The sequence below is a fragment of the Pseudidiomarina woesei genome, from assembly GCF_001418345.1.
Taxonomy (GTDB): domain Bacteria; phylum Pseudomonadota; class Gammaproteobacteria; order Enterobacterales; family Alteromonadaceae; genus Pseudidiomarina; species Pseudidiomarina woesei.
Genome location: NZ_LIPW01000001.1, coordinates 666,130 through 686,154, shown reverse-complemented (window position 1 = coordinate 686,154; position 20,025 = coordinate 666,130). Strand labels below are relative to the sequence as shown.

At 49.6% G+C, this 20,025-nt stretch carries 15 protein-coding genes; 9 read left to right on the top strand and 6 right to left on the bottom strand.

Annotated elements, in window-relative coordinates:
* Positions 1 to 37: 37 nt before the first annotated feature.
* From ASC40_RS03435 to ASC40_RS03425, 3 genes are all read right to left on the bottom strand, one after another.
* On the bottom strand, positions 38 to 436 hold the full coding sequence (locus tag ASC40_RS03435; RefSeq protein ID WP_055438531.1) for an acyl-CoA thioesterase: 399 nt from the start codon (positions 434 to 436) through the stop codon (positions 38 to 40).
* Between the two features lie 55 nt (positions 437 to 491).
* Positions 492 to 2,783 (bottom strand): S9 family peptidase, encoded by a 2,292-nt coding sequence (locus ASC40_RS03430; protein ID WP_055438352.1) that lies wholly within the window; start codon positions 2,781 to 2,783, stop codon positions 492 to 494.
* A gap of 91 nt (positions 2,784 to 2,874) precedes the next feature.
* Positions 2,875 to 5,037: a TonB-dependent receptor gene (locus ASC40_RS03425; RefSeq protein ID WP_055438351.1), complete on the bottom strand. Its 2,163-nt coding sequence runs from the start codon at positions 5,035 to 5,037 to the stop codon at positions 2,875 to 2,877.
* A gap of 142 nt (positions 5,038 to 5,179) precedes the next feature.
* Here ASC40_RS03425 and ASC40_RS03420 point away from each other — a divergent pair, with 142 nt between their 5' ends.
* The gene (locus tag ASC40_RS03420; protein WP_055438530.1) at positions 5,180 to 6,814 is read left to right on the top strand and encodes a M28 family metallopeptidase; all 1,635 of its coding nucleotides are present in this window, start codon (positions 5,180 to 5,182) and stop codon (positions 6,812 to 6,814) included.
* 27 nt (positions 6,815 to 6,841) lie between these two features.
* Here ASC40_RS03420 and ASC40_RS03415 read toward each other — a convergent pair whose 3' ends face one another.
* Positions 6,842 to 9,244, bottom strand: coding sequence for a zinc-dependent metalloprotease (locus ASC40_RS03415; RefSeq protein ID WP_055438350.1), 2,403 nt, complete (start codon positions 9,242 to 9,244; stop codon positions 6,842 to 6,844).
* A gap of 59 nt (positions 9,245 to 9,303) precedes the next feature.
* On the opposite strand from ASC40_RS03415, the gene ASC40_RS03410 reads away from it, so the two are divergent.
* Positions 9,304 to 9,777, top strand: coding sequence for an HIT domain-containing protein (locus tag ASC40_RS03410; protein WP_055438349.1), 474 nt, complete (start codon positions 9,304 to 9,306; stop codon positions 9,775 to 9,777).
* Here ASC40_RS03410 and fldB read toward each other — a convergent pair.
* The gene (gene fldB, locus ASC40_RS03405) at positions 9,752 to 10,285 is read right to left on the bottom strand and encodes a flavodoxin FldB (protein ID WP_055438348.1); all 534 of its coding nucleotides are present in this window, start codon (positions 10,283 to 10,285) and stop codon (positions 9,752 to 9,754) included. The two genes, ASC40_RS03410 and fldB, sit on opposite strands and share 26 nt — an antisense overlap.
* Before the next feature lie 137 nt (positions 10,286 to 10,422).
* On the opposite strand from fldB, the gene ASC40_RS03400 reads away from it, so the two are divergent.
* A complete protein-coding gene (locus ASC40_RS03400; RefSeq protein WP_055438347.1) occupies positions 10,423 to 10,719 on the top strand; it encodes a YfcL family protein in 297 nt (98 codons plus the stop codon).
* On the opposite strand, the gene mnmC is transcribed toward ASC40_RS03400, so the two are convergent.
* The gene (gene mnmC, locus ASC40_RS03395; RefSeq protein ID WP_055438346.1) at positions 10,667 to 12,559 is read right to left on the bottom strand and encodes a bifunctional tRNA (5-methylaminomethyl-2-thiouridine)(34)-methyltransferase MnmC2/FAD-dependent 5-carboxymethylaminomethyl-2-thiouridine(34) oxidoreductase MnmC1; all 1,893 of its coding nucleotides are present in this window, start codon (positions 12,557 to 12,559) and stop codon (positions 10,667 to 10,669) included. The two genes, ASC40_RS03400 and mnmC, sit on opposite strands and share 53 nt — an antisense overlap.
* 142 nt (positions 12,560 to 12,701) lie before the next feature.
* Here mnmC and fabB point away from each other — a divergent pair, with 142 nt between their 5' ends.
* The 6 genes from fabB to accD all read left to right on the top strand — a co-directional run bounded on the left by fabB (position 12,702) and on the right by accD (position 20,025).
* On the top strand, positions 12,702 to 13,913 hold the full coding sequence (fabB, locus tag ASC40_RS03390; RefSeq protein ID WP_055438345.1) for a beta-ketoacyl-ACP synthase I: 1,212 nt from the start codon (positions 12,702 to 12,704) through the stop codon (positions 13,911 to 13,913).
* Between the two features lie 105 nt (positions 13,914 to 14,018).
* On the top strand, positions 14,019 to 15,197 hold the full coding sequence (locus ASC40_RS03385; RefSeq protein WP_055438344.1) for a 4-phosphoerythronate dehydrogenase: 1,179 nt from the start codon (positions 14,019 to 14,021) through the stop codon (positions 15,195 to 15,197).
* 23 nt (positions 15,198 to 15,220) lie between these two features.
* Positions 15,221 to 16,237, top strand: a complete 1,017-nt coding sequence (locus ASC40_RS03380) for an aspartate-semialdehyde dehydrogenase (RefSeq protein ID WP_055438343.1) — start codon at positions 15,221 to 15,223, stop codon at positions 16,235 to 16,237.
* A 61-nt stretch (positions 16,238 to 16,298) separates the two neighbouring features.
* Entirely contained in the window at positions 16,299 to 18,263 is a 1,965-nt protein-coding gene (locus tag ASC40_RS03375) for a FimV/HubP family polar landmark protein (protein ID WP_055438342.1), read from the top strand.
* Positions 18,263 to 19,060 carry a tRNA pseudouridine(38-40) synthase TruA gene (gene truA / locus ASC40_RS03370; protein WP_055438341.1) on the top strand — a complete coding sequence of 266 codons (798 nt, stop codon included), beginning with the start codon at positions 18,263 to 18,265 and terminating at the stop codon, positions 19,058 to 19,060. Before ASC40_RS03375 ends, truA begins: the two co-directional genes overlap by 1 nt.
* A gap of 101 nt (positions 19,061 to 19,161) precedes the next feature.
* On the top strand, positions 19,162 to 20,025 hold the full coding sequence (accD, locus tag ASC40_RS03365) for an acetyl-CoA carboxylase, carboxyltransferase subunit beta (protein ID WP_055438340.1): 864 nt from the start codon (positions 19,162 to 19,164) through the stop codon (positions 20,023 to 20,025).

The window sequence follows — 20,025 nt, the reverse complement described above, 5'->3', positions numbered from 1 at the left end:
TATGTATTGACTGAACGCGAAAATAGAAACACCGGCTTTAAGCCGGTGTTTCTATAGGTAATGCATCTAATTCGGCTTTGGTTTTGCCGTGGGCTTGTGGGGTGCGAGTTTCTGGATCAATGTGTACAAAGACAATGTCGTCGGCCACGCAGATATTTTGTTTGGTTTGTTTGTTACGTACCACACAGGTAACGGTAACTGAGGTTTTACCGACCTTTTTGACACCAAGACCAAACTCCACCACATCGCCTTGGTAGGCTGATGTTTCAAAGCTAATGGCGCCAATGTGCTTTGTAACTAAGCTTTTGGCGTCTAGTTGGCAAGCGGCAAAAATGTACGCTTCTTCGTCTATCCATTCAAGAATACGGCCACCAAACAGTGAGCCTGCAAAATTTAGGTCGTTCGGCATAACTAAGCGGCGAGATAAAAAGCGCATGTCCATTCACTCCGTGTGCAATATTGGTGCGCTTAGTATAACCGATTAGCGCCACTTACTGTAAGTGGCGCTTGAAAAAGTCAGCAATCATTCGGTAGCGGTGAATACTAGCCTCGCGGCCACGTATTCCGTGGGCTTTGCCTGGATAGGCCATCATCTCGAACGGTAACATCGATTGTTGCAATCGGTGCGTGAGGCGAGCCGTGTGGGTATACAGCACGTTGTCGTCAGCCATACCGTGATAAATCAACAAGGGGCGTTCTAACTGGTCAGCATAGGTAAGCACGTCTGCCCGTCGATAGCCCTCGGGGTTATCTTGTGGCGTGCCCATGTACCGCTCGGTGTAATGGGTGTCGTACAACGCCCAGTCCGTTACCGGCGCGCCGGCAACGCTAGCGCTATATAATTCTGGTGCGCGCAGTATCATATGCAACGCCATATAGCCGCCGTAGCTGTGGCCAAATACACCGATTCTATTGGCGTTAACGTAGGGCTGTTTGGCAAGCCACTGAGTGCCAAGTTTTTGATCGGCAAGTTCAAGCTGGGCTAGCTCGCGATAAATACCGGCCTCAAATTGTCGACCACGATTGCCACTACCGCGGTTATCAAGCTTGAACACCACATAGCCTTGTTGGACTAAGTACTGCGTAAAATAATCACCCCAGCTGTTGGTGACACGTTGCGCACGCGGCCCGCCATAAACCATGACAATGGCTGGGTGGCTTTGGTTGTCAGCAATTTGCTTGGGTTTATTGACTTGATAATACAAACGTTGGCCGTCAGCTGCGGTTAAATGGCCGAATTCTGGGTAGCTCCAGTTAGCCAAAAACGGGGCAATGGGGTGATTTTGATCAAGCCGGTTTTCATGTAACCATGCATTGCGCTGGCCGGTTGGGCCATGCAGACTCACTTGTGGTGGTTGGCGCGCACTTGAGAAGTAGTCAATATAACTGCGACCGTCGGCAGCAAAGTGCACAGTGTGCATACCCTCGCGAGTGCTGAGTTGGCTTGGCTGACCAGGGCTGCTGGTGGTCAAATTGGCACGGTACAAATGGCGTTCAATGGGTGACGCTTTGCGCCCGGTAAAATAAATGACACCGGTAATTTCATCAACATGACTAAGCTCATCCACCATCCAATCACCGCTAGTTAACTGGCGAATTAAGCTGCCGTCGGTGCGATACAAGTATAAGTGCTTATAGCCACTGCGCTCAGAAGCCCAAATAAAATGACGGCTGTCATTCATAAAGTGCAGATCGTCATGAAGGTTTATCCAAGTTGAACTGCTTTCTTCAAGTACAGTTTTAGCAGTTGTCGATGTCAGCTCATGAATAAACAAGGTGAGCTTGTTTTGTGGGCGGTTTTGCCATTGGTAGGCAACGCCTTGGCTGTTTGGTAGCCAGTTGACGCGGGCTAAATAGCCATCACCTAAACGCGCTAAGTTCAGCCATTGTATAGCGGGCGAAGCCTGTTCATCGGCGTTAGCGTCAGCCTTGCCGCTCGTTGGCTGAGGCAACGCCAAAATGCCGAGCTCTACCGCTGCATTATTGGTGCCAGCCATTGGGTAACGCTGTTCAACGAGTTCGGTACGGTCTGCATACACATCAACGCGTTGTTTTATGTCGACAGGGCTTAAATTAACCCGAGTGAGTGCGATATGGTTTTCATTTGGGCTCCACCAGTAGCCCGTCATGCGCTTCATCTCTTCTTGGGCCACAAATTCGGCGGTAGCGAATTGCTCCGTAGAATTTTGCCGCTGCGTTAACTGCGTCGTGGTAACCGTTTTTAAATCAACTACATATAAATTGTAGTCATGCACATAGCTGACAAAATTGCCTTGCGGTGAAAATCGACTGTCGGTCGCAAAAACATTGTCATCGGTTAACTGAGTGACTTCGGCACTGGCAATATCGAACAAAAATAATTGACCGTTTAGCGGAAAGAGTAATTTTTCGCTGGTTGGTGACCACTGATAATTCACAATGCCGCTGGCCGCTATGCGCAGACGCTCTCGACGTGCTTTTTCTTCGGCCGAGAGTTGGCTGGTGTTTGGCATTAAATCATTTGCGGCAACAAGACGCTGATGGCTATTTTCGCGTACGTTATATAACCATAAGTCCTGAACGTTTGGCTGGGTTTCTGAGCCGGCAAGGTAACTCACGTGAAGGCCACTTGGCGCGAACTGGATGGCTTGCGGCGCGGCGGTAGTTAAATTGGGGGCAGAAAAAATTCGTTCAATCGTCAGCTGCTCGTTTGCGGCTGACGCTGGTGTTGACGATTGCGCATGCGTTGCGGAGGTTGCTGCAAGCAGCAAAACCATGGCAAAAACTAACTTCGTAAAACGCATAAACGTATGCCTATATAAAAAAATATGCTGTCAGTTTATCAAAGCTGACAGCATACCTTGTTATAGTGCGGCAAACGGTGCGCTCAATGCGCTAGAATTCACCACGAAAGCCAATACTGAAGTTACGACCACGCATTGGTGCGTCGTCTTTTAAGAATGAGCTGTGTACAAACGCTAATTCATCAGTAAGGTTTTCGGCTTTTAAGTATACGCTGGCGTTCATTGCGCTTAACGCAGCAGGGAACCAATTTAACTGTGCGTTCACTAAGCCAAAGCCGTCGGTGACGGTTTCGTTGGTTGCGACACGGGTTTGGCTATTATGCCAGGTGTAGCCCAGTTTCGATTCCCAGTTGTTGCCTAAGTAGCGTAATTCAGTACCAATTCGCTGGGCGGGAATGCGCGGCAGCGCTTCACCAGAGTCACGGGTTTGAGCGCGTACGTAGTCACTAAAACCATGTAATTGCCAGTGGTCGTTAAAGCTGTAATAACCGCTAAGCTCGTAACCGTAAAGCTTTACATCTTGCTGCACATAAGACACCACGGCTAAACCGTCGTCATGGTTATGCGCTTCATCGCTGTGCGCATCGTCAGTATGCGCTTCATCGCCGTGATCATCGTGCTCTAAATCAGCACTGTTTACACCGGTATAGCTTGCGAAGATATAATCGTCCACACGGTTGTAAAAAACGGTCCAGTCCATATGAAATTTGTCGGTATCAATGTGCAACCCAAAGTCGAGGTTATTCGACTTTTCCAGTTGTACTGATGTTTCCCGAGGTTCCACGTGGTAAGCGTGTTCGTCTTCTTGGTGCAACGCATAGGCTAAACCAAGTTCATAGGTGCGCGTCGCTAAGTGGGCGCCGTTTGCTAGCAGTTCATTGGCCGAAGGCGCGCGTTGCGCATGACTATAATTGGCCGACAATTGCATGCCTGCTACCACTGGGTAAGTAAAACCAATTGAGGCCGATACTGGAGAATAGTGTTCGTCGTTAATTGCTACGTCATCAACGCGCGCACCTAATTGCCAAGTCAAGTCGTGAATATCGCGCTCAAGCAACCAAAATACGCCATGTTTGTCGGTTGTCGATGCCGGGGTGTAGGCTTCTTCACCAAATGCATTTTGATCTTGGGTCAGGTAATGATAACCAACTGCGCCAAGCCAACCGCCAATGGGTACGTGGGTTAATTCCACGCGAAGCTCGTGCTGGCGATTTGTAAACGTGGTACTCGGGCTAGCGTCTTCTATTTCTTGGTGTTGATAATCTGTGAAACCATAGCGCAGGCTTGCTTTTTCAATACCGGCAAGCGGATTATTCCATGCGCCTTGCACTTGAATACGGTTTTGCCACATGTCGGCATATGGGCCTGTTTCTTCAGTATGTTGCTCATTGGCATGCTCGCCGTCGTGCCCATCTTCGTACCCGTGTTCGTCTTCATGACCGTGCGCATGACCAGGAATGCCATATTGTTGCTCTAAACGGCCGTACGCGACGCCCAAATAACCTTGGTCAAATAAGTAACTGACCCCAATGTTAGCACCTTGCGCATCAACAAAGCTGTTCTCAATTTGGTCCGTGTTTTCACCTTCATCGTTGGTAAACGTAGGTACGTCGTAGTTATCGCTTCGGCGTTTAAAGGCGTCGAAATGCCAAACTGTATTTTTGTGATCAGCACTAAATCCAAGTGAGCCTTCGCGTGAATTACTGGCCGTGTTAAAGGCGGTGTTGAAGAAGCCGCGATGACCGCCAACGGGTTCACGAGCAATGCGGTTATCAACCACGTTCACTACGCCGCCAATAGCGCCAGAACCATAAAGTAAGGTGGCCGGGCCACGAAAAATTTCAATTTGTTCAGCAACGGAGGTTTCAGTTGCAATGGCGTGATCTGGCGAGCCCCGTGATACGTCACCACTATCAAGACCGTTCTGCAAAATTTTCACCCGTGGGCCATCAAGACCGCGCACGATAGGGCTGCTTGCTACGCCCGCAAAGTGGGTCATATTAATACCCGGTTCGTGAGCAAGGGTTTCGCCTAATGTATGGGCTTGTTGTTCGCGCAGCTCATCACCAGCAATAACCGTAATGGGTTGTGACGACTCTAACGCGGTGCGTTCAAGTGGGCTAGCCGTCACTTTAATAATTTCTGTGTCTTGATGGGTGTGGTCTTGCGCTTGCTCATCGGCGTGCGCGGCAGACACGCTGACAAAACTTGTTACTAATAATGCCAAAGGCTTTTTACGAAACTGCGATACCATAACGATGAATCTCCGCAACTAAATTAAGCGCTTATGTAATGTTATAATATAACAATAGCGTAATTTGTTATGGCTCGCAACGGGTGAGTTCAGTAAACTGGTTCGGAATTTTTAATTCTTTTGAAAAATGTGGATGTTAACTATGCGATTTTCTTCAGTTTTTGGCGTACTTGCGCTCACTTTAAGCCTTTCGGCTTGCGGTGAAGGCAACTCGCAACACACGCAAAACCAAGCGAGTGCAAGCGCAAGTGCCTTACAGGCACACCTTGAGTTTTTAGCCAGTGACGACCTTGAAGGCCGCGATACTGGTAGCCGCGGTCACGAAATTGCCGCGAAATATATTGCCGCAGAATTTAAAGCCTTGGGACTCCAGCCAGCCGGTGACGACGGTACTTATTTCCAGCGCATTAAATTTCGTCGTAGTTTTTTAGAGGAAAACAGCGCGTCGTTCACGTTAAACACGGGCGACGACACAGTAGAACTTGCCTACCCTAAGCAATTTATTACTGGCCCAAGTGCTTACAGTGAGCATGACGATGTAGAAGCGCCATTGGTATTTGTTGGTTACGGTTTAGTGTCAGAAGCTTTTGGGCTTGACGATTACGCTGGTCTTGATGTGGAAGGTAAAATTGTGGTGATGGCAACCGGCCGGCCAGAGCACTTGCCCAGTGAAGAAGGTGCCCACTTAAATAGCAGCAAAGCCAAGTTCGCAGCCGAGCGTGGTGCTGTTGGTATTATTACTTTGCATACCCCAGAGCGCGAAAAAGTGCGTCCATTTGAAGTCAGTATTATGTATCAGCGTGCGCCAAGCGTACGTTGGTTGCAGCCGAATGGCGAGCCAAATGTGTTGTATAAAAACATGGCCGCGTCAGCGTATGTGAACACCGATGCAGCTGAGCAGTTATTTGTAAATGCACCAGTGAAGTTAGCTGACATTTACGCGCAGCTTGAAGCCGGCGACATGCCAAAAGGATTTGACCTTGGGGTAAGTGCTCGCTTACAGCGTTCTTCGCGCCATGAAGAAATTTCAAGCCCAAATGTAGCAGCGGTATTGCCTGGTAGCGATGACAACTTAAAAAATGAATATGTGTTGTACACCGCGCACTCCGATCATATTGGTGTAACCAAAGATTTAAGCCAAGACGACCATATTAACAACGGTGCAATGGATAACGCCTCTGGCGTAGCCGTTATGTTAGAAACCGCCCGTATGTTTGTGGAAAGTGGTGTGAAACCGAAGCGTTCAATTATGTTCTTGTCGGTAACCGCGGAAGAGCGTGGCTTGCTAGGCGCAGATTATTTTGCACACCACCCAACTGTGCCGTTAAGCCAAATTGTGGCCAACGTGAACTTAGACATGCCGGTATTACTATATGATTTTGCTGACGTGATTGCGTTTGGTTCTACCCATTCGACTTTGGGTGATTCAGTCGCGCGTGCTGCCGGTGAGTTTGGTATTGAGCTCAGTGCTGACCCGATGCCAGAGCAAGCTATTTTCACTCGCTCAGACCATTATCCGTTTGTGAAAAAAGGCGTGCCAGCGGTGTTCTTGATGACGGGGTTCACGTCAAAAACTGAAGGTGAAGACGGTGGTGAAGTATGGGGTAAATTCTTTGCTGAGCATTATCACCGCCCAAGTGATCAACCGGACTTACCGATTAACTACGAGGCCGGTGTCACCTTTACCAATATCAATTATCAAATTGGTGAGGAAATTGCCAACCAGGTGGAACGCCCACGCTGGTTGCCAGAAAGTTTCTTTTCTCAACTGGATTAACAATTTCGTTAACGCCAATCGGCTCACCTAAATCGGTGAGCCTGGGGGCAGGGCCGGGGCCGGTTGTACTGGCCACGGTTTGCCATCTGCCCATTGTTGCAATGCAAACACTGCATAGTCCCTGTGTGCTGAAGGCGCAGCTTGTTGCCATTGTTGTTGCTGATGCCGCAAAAAGCTATAAAGCGCGGCTTTGACTACAGCACTGCTATTGTCATGCTGATACGCACGTACCACCGCCCCTAAACTTTCAAACGCCAAACGTTGTTGTAGGCTACTGGCTTTGTTGTTTTGCGCCGGTTGAATGGCGGCCTCGGCGATAGTAGTCAATACCGCGGAAACATCAGGAATTGCCGCTTCACGACTATGTTGCTGTTGTAAACGCTCTAAACGCTGCGGGTGCAGTATCAAGTCAAGTGCAAACCGCGCCGCACTGGCGGCCATGGTGTCGGCATCGACCGTCACCCCAGTCAAGCCATTAAAGCGTTCGCGGTCATAGCCTTCACCGTATGCCGAAGGTAGCAATAGGCTGTGCAGGTGCTCAGGCAGAGCCAGTGCTTTGGCGCTAAGAGTATGGCTGAGTACTTGCAGTGCGCGACGCTGTTGTGAAGCATTCACTGGTCGCGTTTGCACGGCCTTACTGTCAGCGCTTTTTACCGCGTAGTCATAATGCATGCCGGCCAGCATTTTTACCGCAGCTTCGGTTTGGTAGCGGTGCAACAAGTACATCGGTACCAACACATTCTGCAGCTCGCTCAACGGGCGGCCATTGGCAAGGTTGCCTAAGCCAAATTGTTGTAATGCGGTTTGGCGTACTGCCAATAATCGCTCAAGTTCGGTGACCGCGTCACTGCCGTTATCCCACAAATGTGCATCGGGATGAGCGCCACCAGCGGCACGCGCATCGCGGTCAGAAATAAACTGTAGCCCTAACCGCTTATTTTGAGCGAGCACTTGGTCTAGGTCACCGTTGCCATAACCATAAGCGACCACTTGCATGTCCCACAGGCCAATGCGGTTGGTATAAGCATCGTTGAGTTTAAGTTTGCCATTTTGTGTATCAATGGTGACAAATGGATGTGGGTAGTCCATCACCGACGAGCGGTCATTGGCGCTGGCGGCGAAGTTATGAGCAATGCCCAAAGTGTGGCCAATTTCATGGGCCGAAAGTTGCCGAATGCGATTTAGTGCCATGGCTTCAATGGCTTGCTCTAATTGCTGTTGTTGTTCTTTTGATTCAGCGGCATAAGGCGCAAGCAAGCCTTGCGCAATCAGCATGTCTTGACGCACCCGCAATGAACCTAATGTGACATGGCCTTTGATGATTTCGCCAGTGCGAGGGTCAATAATGGATGAGCCATATGACCAGCCTCGAGTGGCACGATGCACCCATTGAATCACGTTATAGCGTACGTCCATGGGGTCGGCGTTGGCAGGCAGTTCACGTACTTGAAAGCCTTCTGGGTAGTCAATGGCGGCAAAGGCTTCGGCCCACCAGCGGGCACCTTCAAGCAATGCCGTTTTCACCGGCTCTGGCACGCCGGGGTCTAGGTAATAAATAATGGGCTGTTCTTTGCTTAGACGGTGGCGTGGTATGTACTGTACTTGTAGCGGCTCGCCTAATGGTGCAGCGTAATCGTAATGGCTTTCTGCCCAAAACCCGCTTTGTGGGTGAAATTTTCGTGGTGTGTATTGGTCGTCAGGTAAGCGAATAAACGAGTGATGCAAATGCAGCGTGATATGGTCCGCATCGGCGGCTACGCTGCGCACGAAGTTGCCTGTGCCTTCGCCACTGAAAGTTACTTTTGCCTCAAGTTCTGTATTGTCGGGAAAAGCCTTACTGCGTTGTGGATAAATAACTGACTTATCGCTGCTTAAGCGATATTGGCCTTGTTTGGTGTCGCGTAGGCGTTGCGTGACCCCGTGGGTGTCGCTTAATAAAAATGGGGTGTAGTCAATGATGACATGCTGGGCATCAGTGGCGACTACCTCAAAGCCAGCAATGACCGAGTCGGCAAATGCTTCGTTAATGCTGGCTCGCTCGGCTGGGTTGTCAGTATTGGCACGAAATTGCGTGTTGTGCTGTATTAGTAATACTTTATTGCCTTCAATAAGAAAGCTAGCTAACCGAGTTGCGCCGAGCTGCCCTCTATCCAAACCAATATCGTTTGAGCCAAGCCCCCAGGGTAGGCTGGTCTGGAAAATAAATTTTGCCTGGTTTGGCGCTGCGTGACGCGGCACTTGAAGGTAGATTTTACCATTGGCCTGATCATGATAAAACGTGAAAAAACCTTCATGTGCTTGCAGCTTGGCAGTAAACTCAGCAACTGCAGAGCTTGCGGCTTCAGATTGCTCCGCAGTGGAGGAGGCAAAAGCCAGCTGACCCACAGCTAAGTAACAACTGATAAAAGCAAAAAAGACAAAACGTAGCATGTTGACGACTCACTTAGTCATTCGACAGAAGTTAAAGACAAATTTAATGGACACGACCCATGTTTAATACTCGTTATAACAAACTCGCACCACAAAGTAATGTGGCAGATAGCGCTGGCGCGGTTGGCGGTAGGAAATTCACGGTGGATTCGCGTTTAGCTAGCGATAGTTTTGTATTGGCGCAGTGGCCATTGTGTGAACTGCGACGCTTTGATGACCAACGTTATGACTGGTTTATGTTGGTGCCCAAAGTGCCGCACTGTGTTGAGTTTCTTGATTTACCGTTGGCGCAACAACAGCAACTGGCGCAAGAGACACAACACGCGGCGCAATTGCTGAAAATACATGGGCAAGGCAGCAAGCTTAATGTTGGTGCATTGGGTAACGTGGTTAGCCAATTACATGTGCATTTGGTCATGCGTGCAGAAGGCGACCCAGCATGGCCAGGCCCCGTGTGGGGGCACTCACCGGCACAGCGCTTTGGCGACGCTGAGAAAAACGCAGAGATTAAACGCTGGCAAGCTCTGCTTTAAGTTGGTCACACCATTTTTGAATACGCTCTTCGCTGTATTCGTATTGGCTGTCTTCATCAAGGGCTAGGCCAACAAAGAACTCGCCGTCAGCAATGAGCGCTTTTGAGGCGGCGAAGTCATAACCTTGATTGGGCCAAAAGCCAATGCGAATGCAGCCTTGGGTACCACTGTTTGCAGCGAGTTCGTCGTGCAACATGCCTAACGCGTCTTGGAACCAGTCGGTGTAGCCCACTTGGTCGCCCATGCCGAATAACGCCACAATTTTGCCGTTTAAGTTTAACGCAGCAATGTCATCCCAATGGCTCTCCCAGTCTTCTTGAATTTCGCCGAAGTCCCAGGTTGATAAACCAAAAATAATGACATCAAACTGTTCGGCTTGTTTTAGCGGTACATCTTTAATATTGAATAATTCAACCTCACCGGGCGCAAATTGCGCTTGAATTTTTTCTGCTGCAATTTCGGTAAAACAGGTGGTCGAGCCATAAAATAAACCGATTCGTAAGGTCATGGTTGATATCACTTCGCGATCAAGTTTTGGTGGATTAACGAAGGCGCTAGTGTATCAGAAAAACGCCTGTTTATGGTATGCTTGCGGCCTTGATATCGATCACTCGATTGTGACTAAACAGAAGGAAGTATTGGGTTATGGCATCAGCTGCGTTCAATGATTATGTGCAAACGCTTGAAACCGTATTTGATCAAGCGGTTACCGAAGGCTCAGACGATGAGCTTTTTGCCAGCGGCTATTTGCGCGGCCACTTTGATTTAGTGGTGGCCCAACTTGAACTCAATGACGCGGCACAAACAAGTGCTGTGTTGCCCGCTGTACAGGCCTCTGTAGAACACGCAAAGCATGAACTAGCGCCGGCCGACATGGTGCATATTCAAGCTATGTTGCAACGTCTTGCAGACGCTGCGGCGCAAGCCGAGCCAACAAGCTAGCCCCCAAAGGTAACGGCTCGTGAAGCCATTGGCCGACTAGAATTTCAGCACAGAGTGGGGCACTGGTGAATCCGCGCGAGCCTAAGCCACCTAATACGCCTAAGTTATCGGTAAGCCAACCGCAGGCAGGTAGATGATCGCGTGTGGTGTGGCGTAGTGCCGCACGGTCGCTTACTGCGGTTAATTGCGCTGTCCATGGTTGTTGTAGGTTATCTTGCAAGGTAGCTAAGTTTTCAGTCCTGTCTGCGTTATTCGTGGGTTGTTGTTGCTGTGCGTCAAACTCAATGCCCGCGTGTTCGCGTGCGTAAGTGGCGCCTACACAATGCAACCCATTGGTCGGCGGGGTAAAATAGCCCTTATAACAAACCACCAAGTTACAGCTTGAGCTCACGTCGGTTGCCTGCACTTGCGTGACTTGGCCGCGAACGTTTTGAAAATTTAGCTGCCAAGGCGCGAGCAAGGCGTTGCTGCCGGCACCGGCGGCAACAATAACGGTATGCGCATGGTAGTGTGACCCGTCAGCAGCGCTAAGTTGCCAACCTTCGCGCTCCAGTTTCATTGCTGTTATTGGCGCACACGTTGTGACTCGAAGCTCATTCCCACAAGCGGCAAATAATTGCTGAACTAATTTTTCTGGCGGCACCCAACCAGCCCGCGGGTACAATAAGGCAGGCTGCGCAGGGAGCGCGTTCCATAGTGCTTGCGTGGCGGCGCTATCAAGCTCGCGCACTAAGCTTTCGTGGTAAATGCCACTAGCAATAATTTTGTCATGGCGTTGCTGGCGCGTGGCATTAAACGCCAATTGCACCACGCCGGTTTCGTGCCAGAACGAACTGTGTTGCTGATAAAACTGCCGCGCATGGTCAAAGGCCCCGAGGAAAAATTCACTGAGAGGGCTTAACTCGGCATGTAGTAGCGGGTAAACAGCACCTTGCGCGTTACCTGATGCACCATTAGCAAGCCCAGTGGTCAGTAACTCAACGCGAAAACCTCGGCGGCATAACGACCACGCCAAGCAGGCCGCGGCGATGCCGCCACCAATAATAGTTATCGGCACAGTCGCTGAGCCATTGGTGCCGTGGACGTGCGGTGCGGGTTGCGTTTGCGCGGTGGTCACCACGCCACGTAGCATGTCGCGTTTACGCCCAAAACCTTTGACTTTTGCTACCGCAAAGCCAGCCTCTTGCAAGCCGCGACGCACGGCCCCGGCCGCGGTAAAGGTGGCAAAACTGCCATGCTCGCGACAACTTTGTGCCATGGCGTTATATAGTTCTGGCTGCCACATTTGCGGGTTTTTGTCGGGCGCAAAACCATCAAGAAACCATGCGTCGATGGTGTTCGTGGCATGGGGTAGCCACTGCGGTAGTTGGTCGTGTATATCGCCATACCATAAGTCAAGAGTCACGCGGCCATCATCAAATTGCAGGCGATGACACCCAGCATGAGGGCTTGGTAAAGCGTTAATCAATACCTTGGCATATGCCGCCAGTTCAGGAAAGTGCTGCAATGCGCGAGCCATGTCAGCTGGCGCTAACGGATACTTTTCAAATGACACAAAGTGCAAGCGCATGGTGCTTGGCGCATGCTCAGCAAACAATGCCCAACTAGCCAAAAAGTTAAGCCCAGTACCAAAACCGCTTTCAGCAATGCGAAATACCGAGTATGAATGAGTTTGCCAGCGCTCCGGCAGATCGTTATGCTGAAGAAACACGTAACGACTTTCGGCAAGGCCATCTTCATTATTAAAATAAATATCGTCGAACTCAGTTGAGACCGGCAAGTTAAACTCATTAAAACGAATATTGGCTTTGTCAGGCGCTTTCACAGGCAGAGAACTCATTTGGTTACATTAGTTACAAAAATTATGCGCGTTATTGTAGCGAATTAATGTAACAATATTTCGTTAAAATGACGGAAAGCAGACCACTTTTTTTATTAAGTAAGCTACCATACATCAGCGCTCAGCAAGACAGGATATAAGAATGAGAAGAGCAGTGATTACCGGTATGGGCATTGTGTCCAGTATCGGCGTGAACAAACAAGAGGTGTTGGAGTCGTTGCAACAAGGACGCTCGGGCATCGAATTCTCGCAAGAATTTGCCGACATGGGGTTACGTTGTCAGGTGTGGGGGCCAGTACGTGCTAACCCAGCTGACCATATTGATCGTAAAGCATTACGCTTTATGGGCAATTCAGCGGCTTATGCCTACATGGCCATGGCGCAAGCCATTGAAGACGCAGGTTTAACCCATGAGCAAGTGTCAAACCCACGTACTGGTTTAGTGGTGGGCTCGGGGGGCGCCTCGGGTGAACACCAAGTGGCAGCAGCTGACATTATGCGTGAAAAAGGCGTGAAGCGTGTAGGCCCTTACATGGTCCCGCGTTGCATGGCGTCTACCACGTCTGCGTGTTTAGCAACGCCATTTGAAATTAAAGGCGTGAACTACTCTATCAGTTCGGCTTGTGCAACTTCGGCCCACTGTATTGGTCATGCGTTAGAATTAATTCAATTTGGTAAGCAAGACCGTGTATTTGCGGGGGGCGGTGAAGAACTGCATTGGACCTTGGGCATGGAATTTGATGCTATGGGTGCACTGAGTACCAAATACAACGATACGCCAAGTAAAGCTTCGCGTACCTATGACGCTGATCGCGACGGCTTCGTGCCCGCTGGCGGCGGCGGTATTTTGGTTATCGAAGAACTTGAAACCGCATTGGCTCGTGGCGCAACTATATATGCTGAAATTGTTGGCTATGGTGCTACCTCAGACGGCTACGACATGGTTGCTCCTTCGGGCGAAGGCGCTGTGCGTTGCATGAAAATGGCGATGGAAACTTGTGATACGCCAATTGATTACTTGAACACACATGGTACTTCAACGCCGGTAGGTGACACTAAAGAGCTGGAGGCTATTCGCGAAGTGTTTGGTGGGCAAGCTCCGTATATTAGTGCAACCAAAGCCATGACAGGTCACGCGTTGGGTGCGGCTGGTGTGCATGAAGCCATTTATTCATTGCTGATGTTGCAACATGGTTTTGTGGCGCCTTCTATTAACATTGAAACGCTTGATCCAGCCGCTGAGGGTATGAACATTGTGCGTGAAACACAGCAAGCTCAGCTCACCACAGTCATGTCCAACAGCTTCGGTTTTGGCGGTACTAACGCAACGTTAGTTTTGCGTAAATATCAATAAAATTAACATTCTCGTCTACTAAACGATGGTAAAAAGGTGCGCATTGTCGCACCTTTTTGTTGTATGCTCTTTAACAACTCGTCCATCGCAATGAAGATTAACTGAATGCATATTTTGGCAGACGCCTCAATGCCGCAAGTTGCGGTGTTGGTTGAACACCTGCAAGCGCAAGGTATGGCTTTAACGCTATCTACATTTCAAGGTCGCCAACCTTCTGCAGCACAGCTGTCTGCAGCTGATGTGTTGATGATTCGCTCTATTACCCGAGTTGATAACACCTTACTGCAACAAGCCCCGAAATTACGTTGGTTAGGTACCGCAACCATTGGTACAGAACATGTTGACGCTGGCGCATGTGCCGCGGCTGGGGTAACTTTTGCGTCAACCCCAGGGGTGAATGCGCGCGCCGTTGGTGACTATGTTGCCAGTGCCGTCGCAAACTTCGCATTAGAACGCAACCAACTGCCGCAGGGCGAGGTTGCCATTGTGGGCGCTGGCCACACGGGGCGGGCGGCTGGTGAGCGCTTGCAAGGTTTGGGTTTGAACGTTCACTATTATGATCCGCCGCTGCATGCGCAAGGTGTTGAATGTGTGCATAACAACTGGCAGCGCGTGCTAAACAGCGCGGTTATTTCGTTGCATGTGCCGCTCACCACTTGTGGTGAGTTTGCAACGCGGCATTTATTCAATACAAAAAATATTCAGCAGTTAGTCGCTGGGTGCTTGTTGATTAACGCTAGCCGCGGTGCTGTGGTAGCTGAACAAGCTTTAGTGCAGGCAATGCAGCGCCAACAGGCTCTCCATGTAGTGCTTGACGTGTGGGAGCACGAACCACAGATTAATTATCAGTTATTACCTTGGCTACACTATGCCACTGCGCATATTGCGGGCCACAGTTTAGCCGGTAAAGTAGGTGGTAGCTTACAATTGTTTGAACAGTGGCTGCAGTTTGCGTTTGGCTGCAATCATTCATGGCAATTACCGCCATTAAATGCGTTGCTACAACCCTGGCCACAAGCTATTGCGCCGCGGGTTTGGCAACAAGCTGAGGCACCCACGTGGCAAATGCTAGCATCTTGGGTGCGCGGCATTTATGATATACGCAATGATGACAAACAGTTGCGTGACGAAGTAAGCGATAACGAGAGTTTTGATGCGTTTCGTAAAGCCTACCAAGCACGGCCTGAATTAAGCTGTGGCCTAATTCAAGGCGGCGATTGGTTAGCCGACAGCCATTGGCAGCAACGTTTGTCACAACTGAGCTTTAGTTTTTCACGTAAGTAATTTCAACGCATTCAGGAGTAGTCATGTCACGTGCGTATAACGTAGCGGTACTTGGAGCCACTGGCTTGGTTGGCCAGCATATGATCGAAATCTTAGAGCAACGGGATTTTCCGGTTGCCCAGTTATTTCCGTTAGCGAGCAGTCGTTCAGCGGGCTCTACCGTAAAGTTTCGTGGCGAAGAAATTACCGTGCTAGATGCCGACAGCTTTGATTGGAGCCAGGCTGAACTTGGTTTCTTTTCGGCTGGTGGCGCCATTTCGCGTACCTATGCACCACGAGCAGCCGATGCCGGTTGTATTGTCATTGATAACACTTCTGAATTTCGCTATGAGCCAGATATTCCTTTGGTTGTGCCTGAAGTGAATGCCCACGCACTGGCTGATTTTCGTAACCGCAATATTATTGCCAACCCGAATTGTTCAACCATACAAATGTTGGTTGCCCTGAAGCCAATTCATGACGCCGTAGGTATTGAGCGAATTAACGTAGCCACCTACCAGTCAACCTCGGGAGCTGGTAAAGAAGCGATGGACGAGTTAGCGCAGCAAACGGCTGCGCTGTTGAATGGCCGCCCAGTGGAAGTTGAAAATTTTAGCCGCCAAATTGCCTTCAACTGCATACCGCAAATCGATGTGTTTTTAGATAACGACTACACCAAAGAAGAAATGAAAATGGTGTGGGAAACACAGAAAATATTTGGCGACCCAGACATTCGCGTGAACGCTACCGCGGTGCGGGTGCCGGTGTTTTTTGGCCATGCTGAAGCGATTCACATTGAAACGCAGCAGCCTTTAGATGCAGTGCAAGCGAAAGAATTATTGCGCAATGCGCCAGGTGTTGTGTTGTTGGACAATAACGCAGATTTTCCAACACAAATTGGCAATGCCGCAGGGCATGATGAAGTATTTGTGGGGCGCGTGCGTAATGATATTTCGCACCCACAAGGGTTAAATTTATGGGTTGTCGCAGATAATGTCCGAAAAGGTGCGGCAACAAACAGTATTCAGATTGCAGAACATTTAATTCGCGACTATATGTAAATTGATTGTTCTTTCAATGCGGTACCGATAATTATAACGATAGATAGAGGGAACCAGCTCAATGAAACGGAATACCTTGGCACTAGCAGCCGGTGTAGCATTGGCTCTTGGCTCGTCGGTGATGATTACTGCCGATGCGAGTTTTGTAAAAAACAGTGCCACTTTGATGACGCAAGGACAAACAGCATCACGGTGGCAGCCGGACCGTTTTGGTCCCATTGTTTCGTCTGACACTTTATGGTCTATCGCCATGTACTATGGCGATAAAAGTGATCTGAGCGTGTATGAAATGATGGACCTGTTCATTGAGCTAAATCCTGAAGCGTTCATTAACGGTCGCGCCGACCGCATGATGGACGGGTTTTATTTGAAAGTACCGCAAGTAGCGCAGCAAGCTCGTGCGCAAAAGCAAGCTACCGAAACTGCGGCCTCATCGACACCGGCAAAACAAATCTCGCAGCCATCGGCGTCCTCAGCTCCAGCCGAGACAACCTCAAATAACGCGGAAGCTGCAGTTTCCTTTAGTGTAGAAGAGTTGACGCGTTTGCGTGACCAGTTGGCTGAGTCAACTGCCTTAATAGAACGCTTAAACAGTGAGAATTCAGCTCTGCAGTCACGCTTAGATGAGGTGACTCGCGAGTTAGACGTGTTGCAGAAGAAAGTAAATGCAGAGCAAGTTGCTGAAGATAATTTACAAGCGCAAATTGCAGCTGAAATTGCGGCGACGAATGTAACCACAGAGAATGACGCTGAGTCCAAAGCAGAAGCTGCTGTTGTCGTTACAAGTGACGCTGACGAGGTAACAACGACCGAACAAGCGGCCACAACCGAACAGGCCGATGCTGCGCGTATAATCAGTGAAACTGAAGAAGTGGCTAAACAGTCACAAGCGGCTCAAAGCGCCGACAAAACGCCTGCTAAGACCACCACTAAACGCCAAAAGGAGTCGGATTTCGACGCGTTTTTAAACTGGCTTATGCAGCCTTTTCAACTAACTTTGGCTATTTTGATTCCACTATTATTGGCCGCAATCATCTGGTATGTGCTTTATGTTCGCCGGCTTAATCGTGAACATTTAGGACCTTACAACGGCGCCTTACAGGCCGCAGAAAAAGATAAAAATGAAGAAGCGAATCAAGAGCCGCAAACACTGAGTGCTTATGAAGAGGCTGAGCAAGCAGCGGCTGCCGAGGAAGCAGCAGATATGCCTGAGTTTGAGCGCATTGATGATGCTGTAGATCTTGACCACCAAGCTGACGATGTCGCTGCACCCAGTGAGGCAGAGCAGTTAGATGATGAGCTTGAGCAACTAGGTCAAGATAACGAAGAAAACCGAGCAGAGTCGCAGCAAAGCGACGAAGAGGCTGATTTAGACACGCTATTAAGTCAGAGCTTCGATGACGAGAGCGCTGAAACGCCGACAGAGAAAGTAGCGGATGAGGAACCCGAGCAAGAACCCGAGCTAGAACCCGAGTTCGATAATAGTTTGGAGTTCTCGGTTGAGCCAAACACAGCGGCTACAGAAGATACAGATGAGTCGGCAGTGTCGGCCGACCAAGCTCCAGCTTCAACCAAGCCCGAATCAAACGACGAAGATATGAGTTTAGACTTTGTTATTGATGAACCGGCCCAGTCAGCGAGTGACGATACGGTTGAATTAGAACAGTTTGAAAATATCAATCTCGATGATTTAGATCTAGAAGGGCTCACCACAGAGAGCTCTAAAGATGACATTAACGTTGAGTCAGATGATACAAACGAAGGCTATTTAGAAATTGACGACTTGCTCGCCGATGCGGACAACGCAGATACCGACTTTGATAGCCCTCGCTTTGAGCGTGAAGCTGGTCAGCTTGATGATGAAGAAACCCCATCTGGCATGTTAGACTTAGCGCGAGCTTACATGGAGCTTGACGAGTATGAGCTAGCACGCGCTGAGCTAGACAAAGTAGGGCAGACAAACGACGAAGATGCCAAGCGCGAAGCAGCCATGTTGTTGCAGAAATTAGACGAACAGGGCCATTAATGAGTAGTACGCGCATTGCGCTTGGTATTGAATACGACGGTAGTCAGTATTTTGGATGGCAGCGACAACGCGAAGTTGTCTGTGTGCAAGAGGTTCTTGAGAAAGCGCTCAGTAAAGTGGCTAACCACCCGGTAGAAGTCACTTGTGCTGGGCGTACCGATGCTGGGGTACATGCCACTGGACAAGTTGTGCATTTTGACTGTCACAATGCGCGAGCCATGCCGGCGTGGACAATGGGCGTGAATAGTAATTTGCCTGACTCGGTTGCGGTGCGTTGGGCGCGTGAAGTGCCCAGCGACTTTAATGCACGCTTCAGCGCTACGGGGCGCCGCTATCGCTATATTATCGCTAACCAACCAAGACGCCCAGCTATTCTTGGGCGCGGTTTAAGTCATTATCATCAGCCTCTTGATGCAGCGCTTATGCAGGAGGCGGCTCAGGCCTTGCTTGGTGAGCATGATTTCAGTGCATTTCGTGCTGCGCAGTGCCAATCTCACTCGCCAAACCGTTGCATCACCCATATTCGTGTCTCTCGCCGTGGTGACTTTGTGGTGGTTGATATTGCGGCGAATGCGTTTTTGCACCATATGGTGCGTAATATTGTTGGTAGTTTGCTAGAAATAGGCAAAGGACAGCAGCCGGTAACTTGGGTTGGTGACTTACTAGCAACGCGCGACCGTACTCAAGCTGCCGCGACGGCTAAAGCAGAAGGCTTGTATTTGGTACAAGTAGACTACCCCGAGCACTATCAGTTACCGCAGGCGCCCCCAGGCCCGCTGTGGTTACCAGACACTTAAGCCAAAACGGCAGCTGACTTATAAGACCACTTTTTGCTAAACTGATGGCGATGAATGTGCTTTAATAGCCACCCTAACGAATGAGTTAATGACGGAAATTTATGAGCTGGATAGAGCGAATTCTTGCAAAGCCAAAAAGCAATAAACGTCGGAACATCCCAGAAGGGGTGTGGGCGAAATGCACCAGTTGTGATGCTATTTTATATAGCGCTGACTTAGAGCGTAGCCTCAATGTCTGCCCTAAATGCGATCATCACATGCGTGTATCTGCTCGCCTTCGGCTGAAGAACTTTTTGGATGATGGGCGCGGTGAAGAAATTGGCGCAGATCTTGAACCTAAAGACGTGCTGAAATTCCGCGACTCAAAAAAATACAAAGACCGCATTGCGGCGGCACAAAAAGCAACCGGCGAAAAAGACGCTTTAGTGGCCCAAAAGGGGCGCCTAAAGGGCATGCCCGTGGTGGCTGTTGCCTTTGAATTTGAATTTATGGGCGGCTCGATGGCATCGGTGGTTGGCGCTCGTTTTGTGAAAGCGGCCGAAGTGTGCTTGCGTGAACGTATTCCGTTAATTTGCTTCTCTGCTTCAGGCGGTGCACGTATGCAAGAAGCCCTGTTGTCGCTGATGCAAATGGCGAAAACATCCGCTGCTTTGGCGCGTATGAGCGAAGAAGGCATTCCATTTATTTCTGTGCTGACCGACCCAACCATGGGTGGGGTGTCAGCCAGTTTAGCCATGCTCGGTGATATTAATATTGCTGAGCCGAAAGCACTGATTGGTTTCGCGGGGCCACGTGTTATTGAACAAACCGTTCGGGAAACCTTGCCAGAAGGCTTTCAGCGCGCTGAGTTCTTGCTTGACCACGGTGCGGTTGACATGATTGTCGATCGGCGCCAAATGCGTAACCGCATTGCAGCATTGTTGGCGAAGTTTCAGCATTTACCGGCCGTTGCTGACGAATATTAA

Coding starts and splice junctions, on each gene's coding strand:
- ASC40_RS03435 (WP_055438531.1), bottom strand. CDS start 436: ATGCGCTTTTTATCTCGCCGCTTAGTTATGCCGAACGACCTAAATTTT.
- ASC40_RS03430 (WP_055438352.1), bottom strand. CDS start 2,783: ATGCGTTTTACGAAGTTAGTTTTTGCCATGGTTTTGCTGCTTGCAGCA.
- ASC40_RS03425 (WP_055438351.1), bottom strand. CDS start 5,037: ATGGTATCGCAGTTTCGTAAAAAGCCTTTGGCATTATTAGTAACAAGT.
- ASC40_RS03420 (WP_055438530.1), top strand. CDS start 5,180: ATGCGATTTTCTTCAGTTTTTGGCGTACTTGCGCTCACTTTAAGCCTT.
- ASC40_RS03415 (WP_055438350.1), bottom strand. CDS start 9,244: ATGCTACGTTTTGTCTTTTTTGCTTTTATCAGTTGTTACTTAGCTGTG.
- ASC40_RS03410 (WP_055438349.1), top strand. CDS start 9,304: ATGTTTAATACTCGTTATAACAAACTCGCACCACAAAGTAATGTGGCA.
- fldB (WP_055438348.1), bottom strand. CDS start 10,285: ATGACCTTACGAATCGGTTTATTTTATGGCTCGACCACCTGTTTTACC.
- ASC40_RS03400 (WP_055438347.1), top strand. CDS start 10,423: ATGGCATCAGCTGCGTTCAATGATTATGTGCAAACGCTTGAAACCGTA.
- mnmC (WP_055438346.1), bottom strand. CDS start 12,559: ATGAGTTCTCTGCCTGTGAAAGCGCCTGACAAAGCCAATATTCGTTTT.
- fabB (WP_055438345.1), top strand. CDS start 12,702: ATGAGAAGAGCAGTGATTACCGGTATGGGCATTGTGTCCAGTATCGGC.
- ASC40_RS03385 (WP_055438344.1), top strand. CDS start 14,019: ATGCATATTTTGGCAGACGCCTCAATGCCGCAAGTTGCGGTGTTGGTT.
- ASC40_RS03380 (WP_055438343.1), top strand. CDS start 15,221: ATGTCACGTGCGTATAACGTAGCGGTACTTGGAGCCACTGGCTTGGTT.
- ASC40_RS03375 (WP_055438342.1), top strand. CDS start 16,299: ATGAAACGGAATACCTTGGCACTAGCAGCCGGTGTAGCATTGGCTCTT.
- truA (WP_055438341.1), top strand. CDS start 18,263: ATGAGTAGTACGCGCATTGCGCTTGGTATTGAATACGACGGTAGTCAG.
- accD (WP_055438340.1), top strand. CDS start 19,162: ATGAGCTGGATAGAGCGAATTCTTGCAAAGCCAAAAAGCAATAAACGT.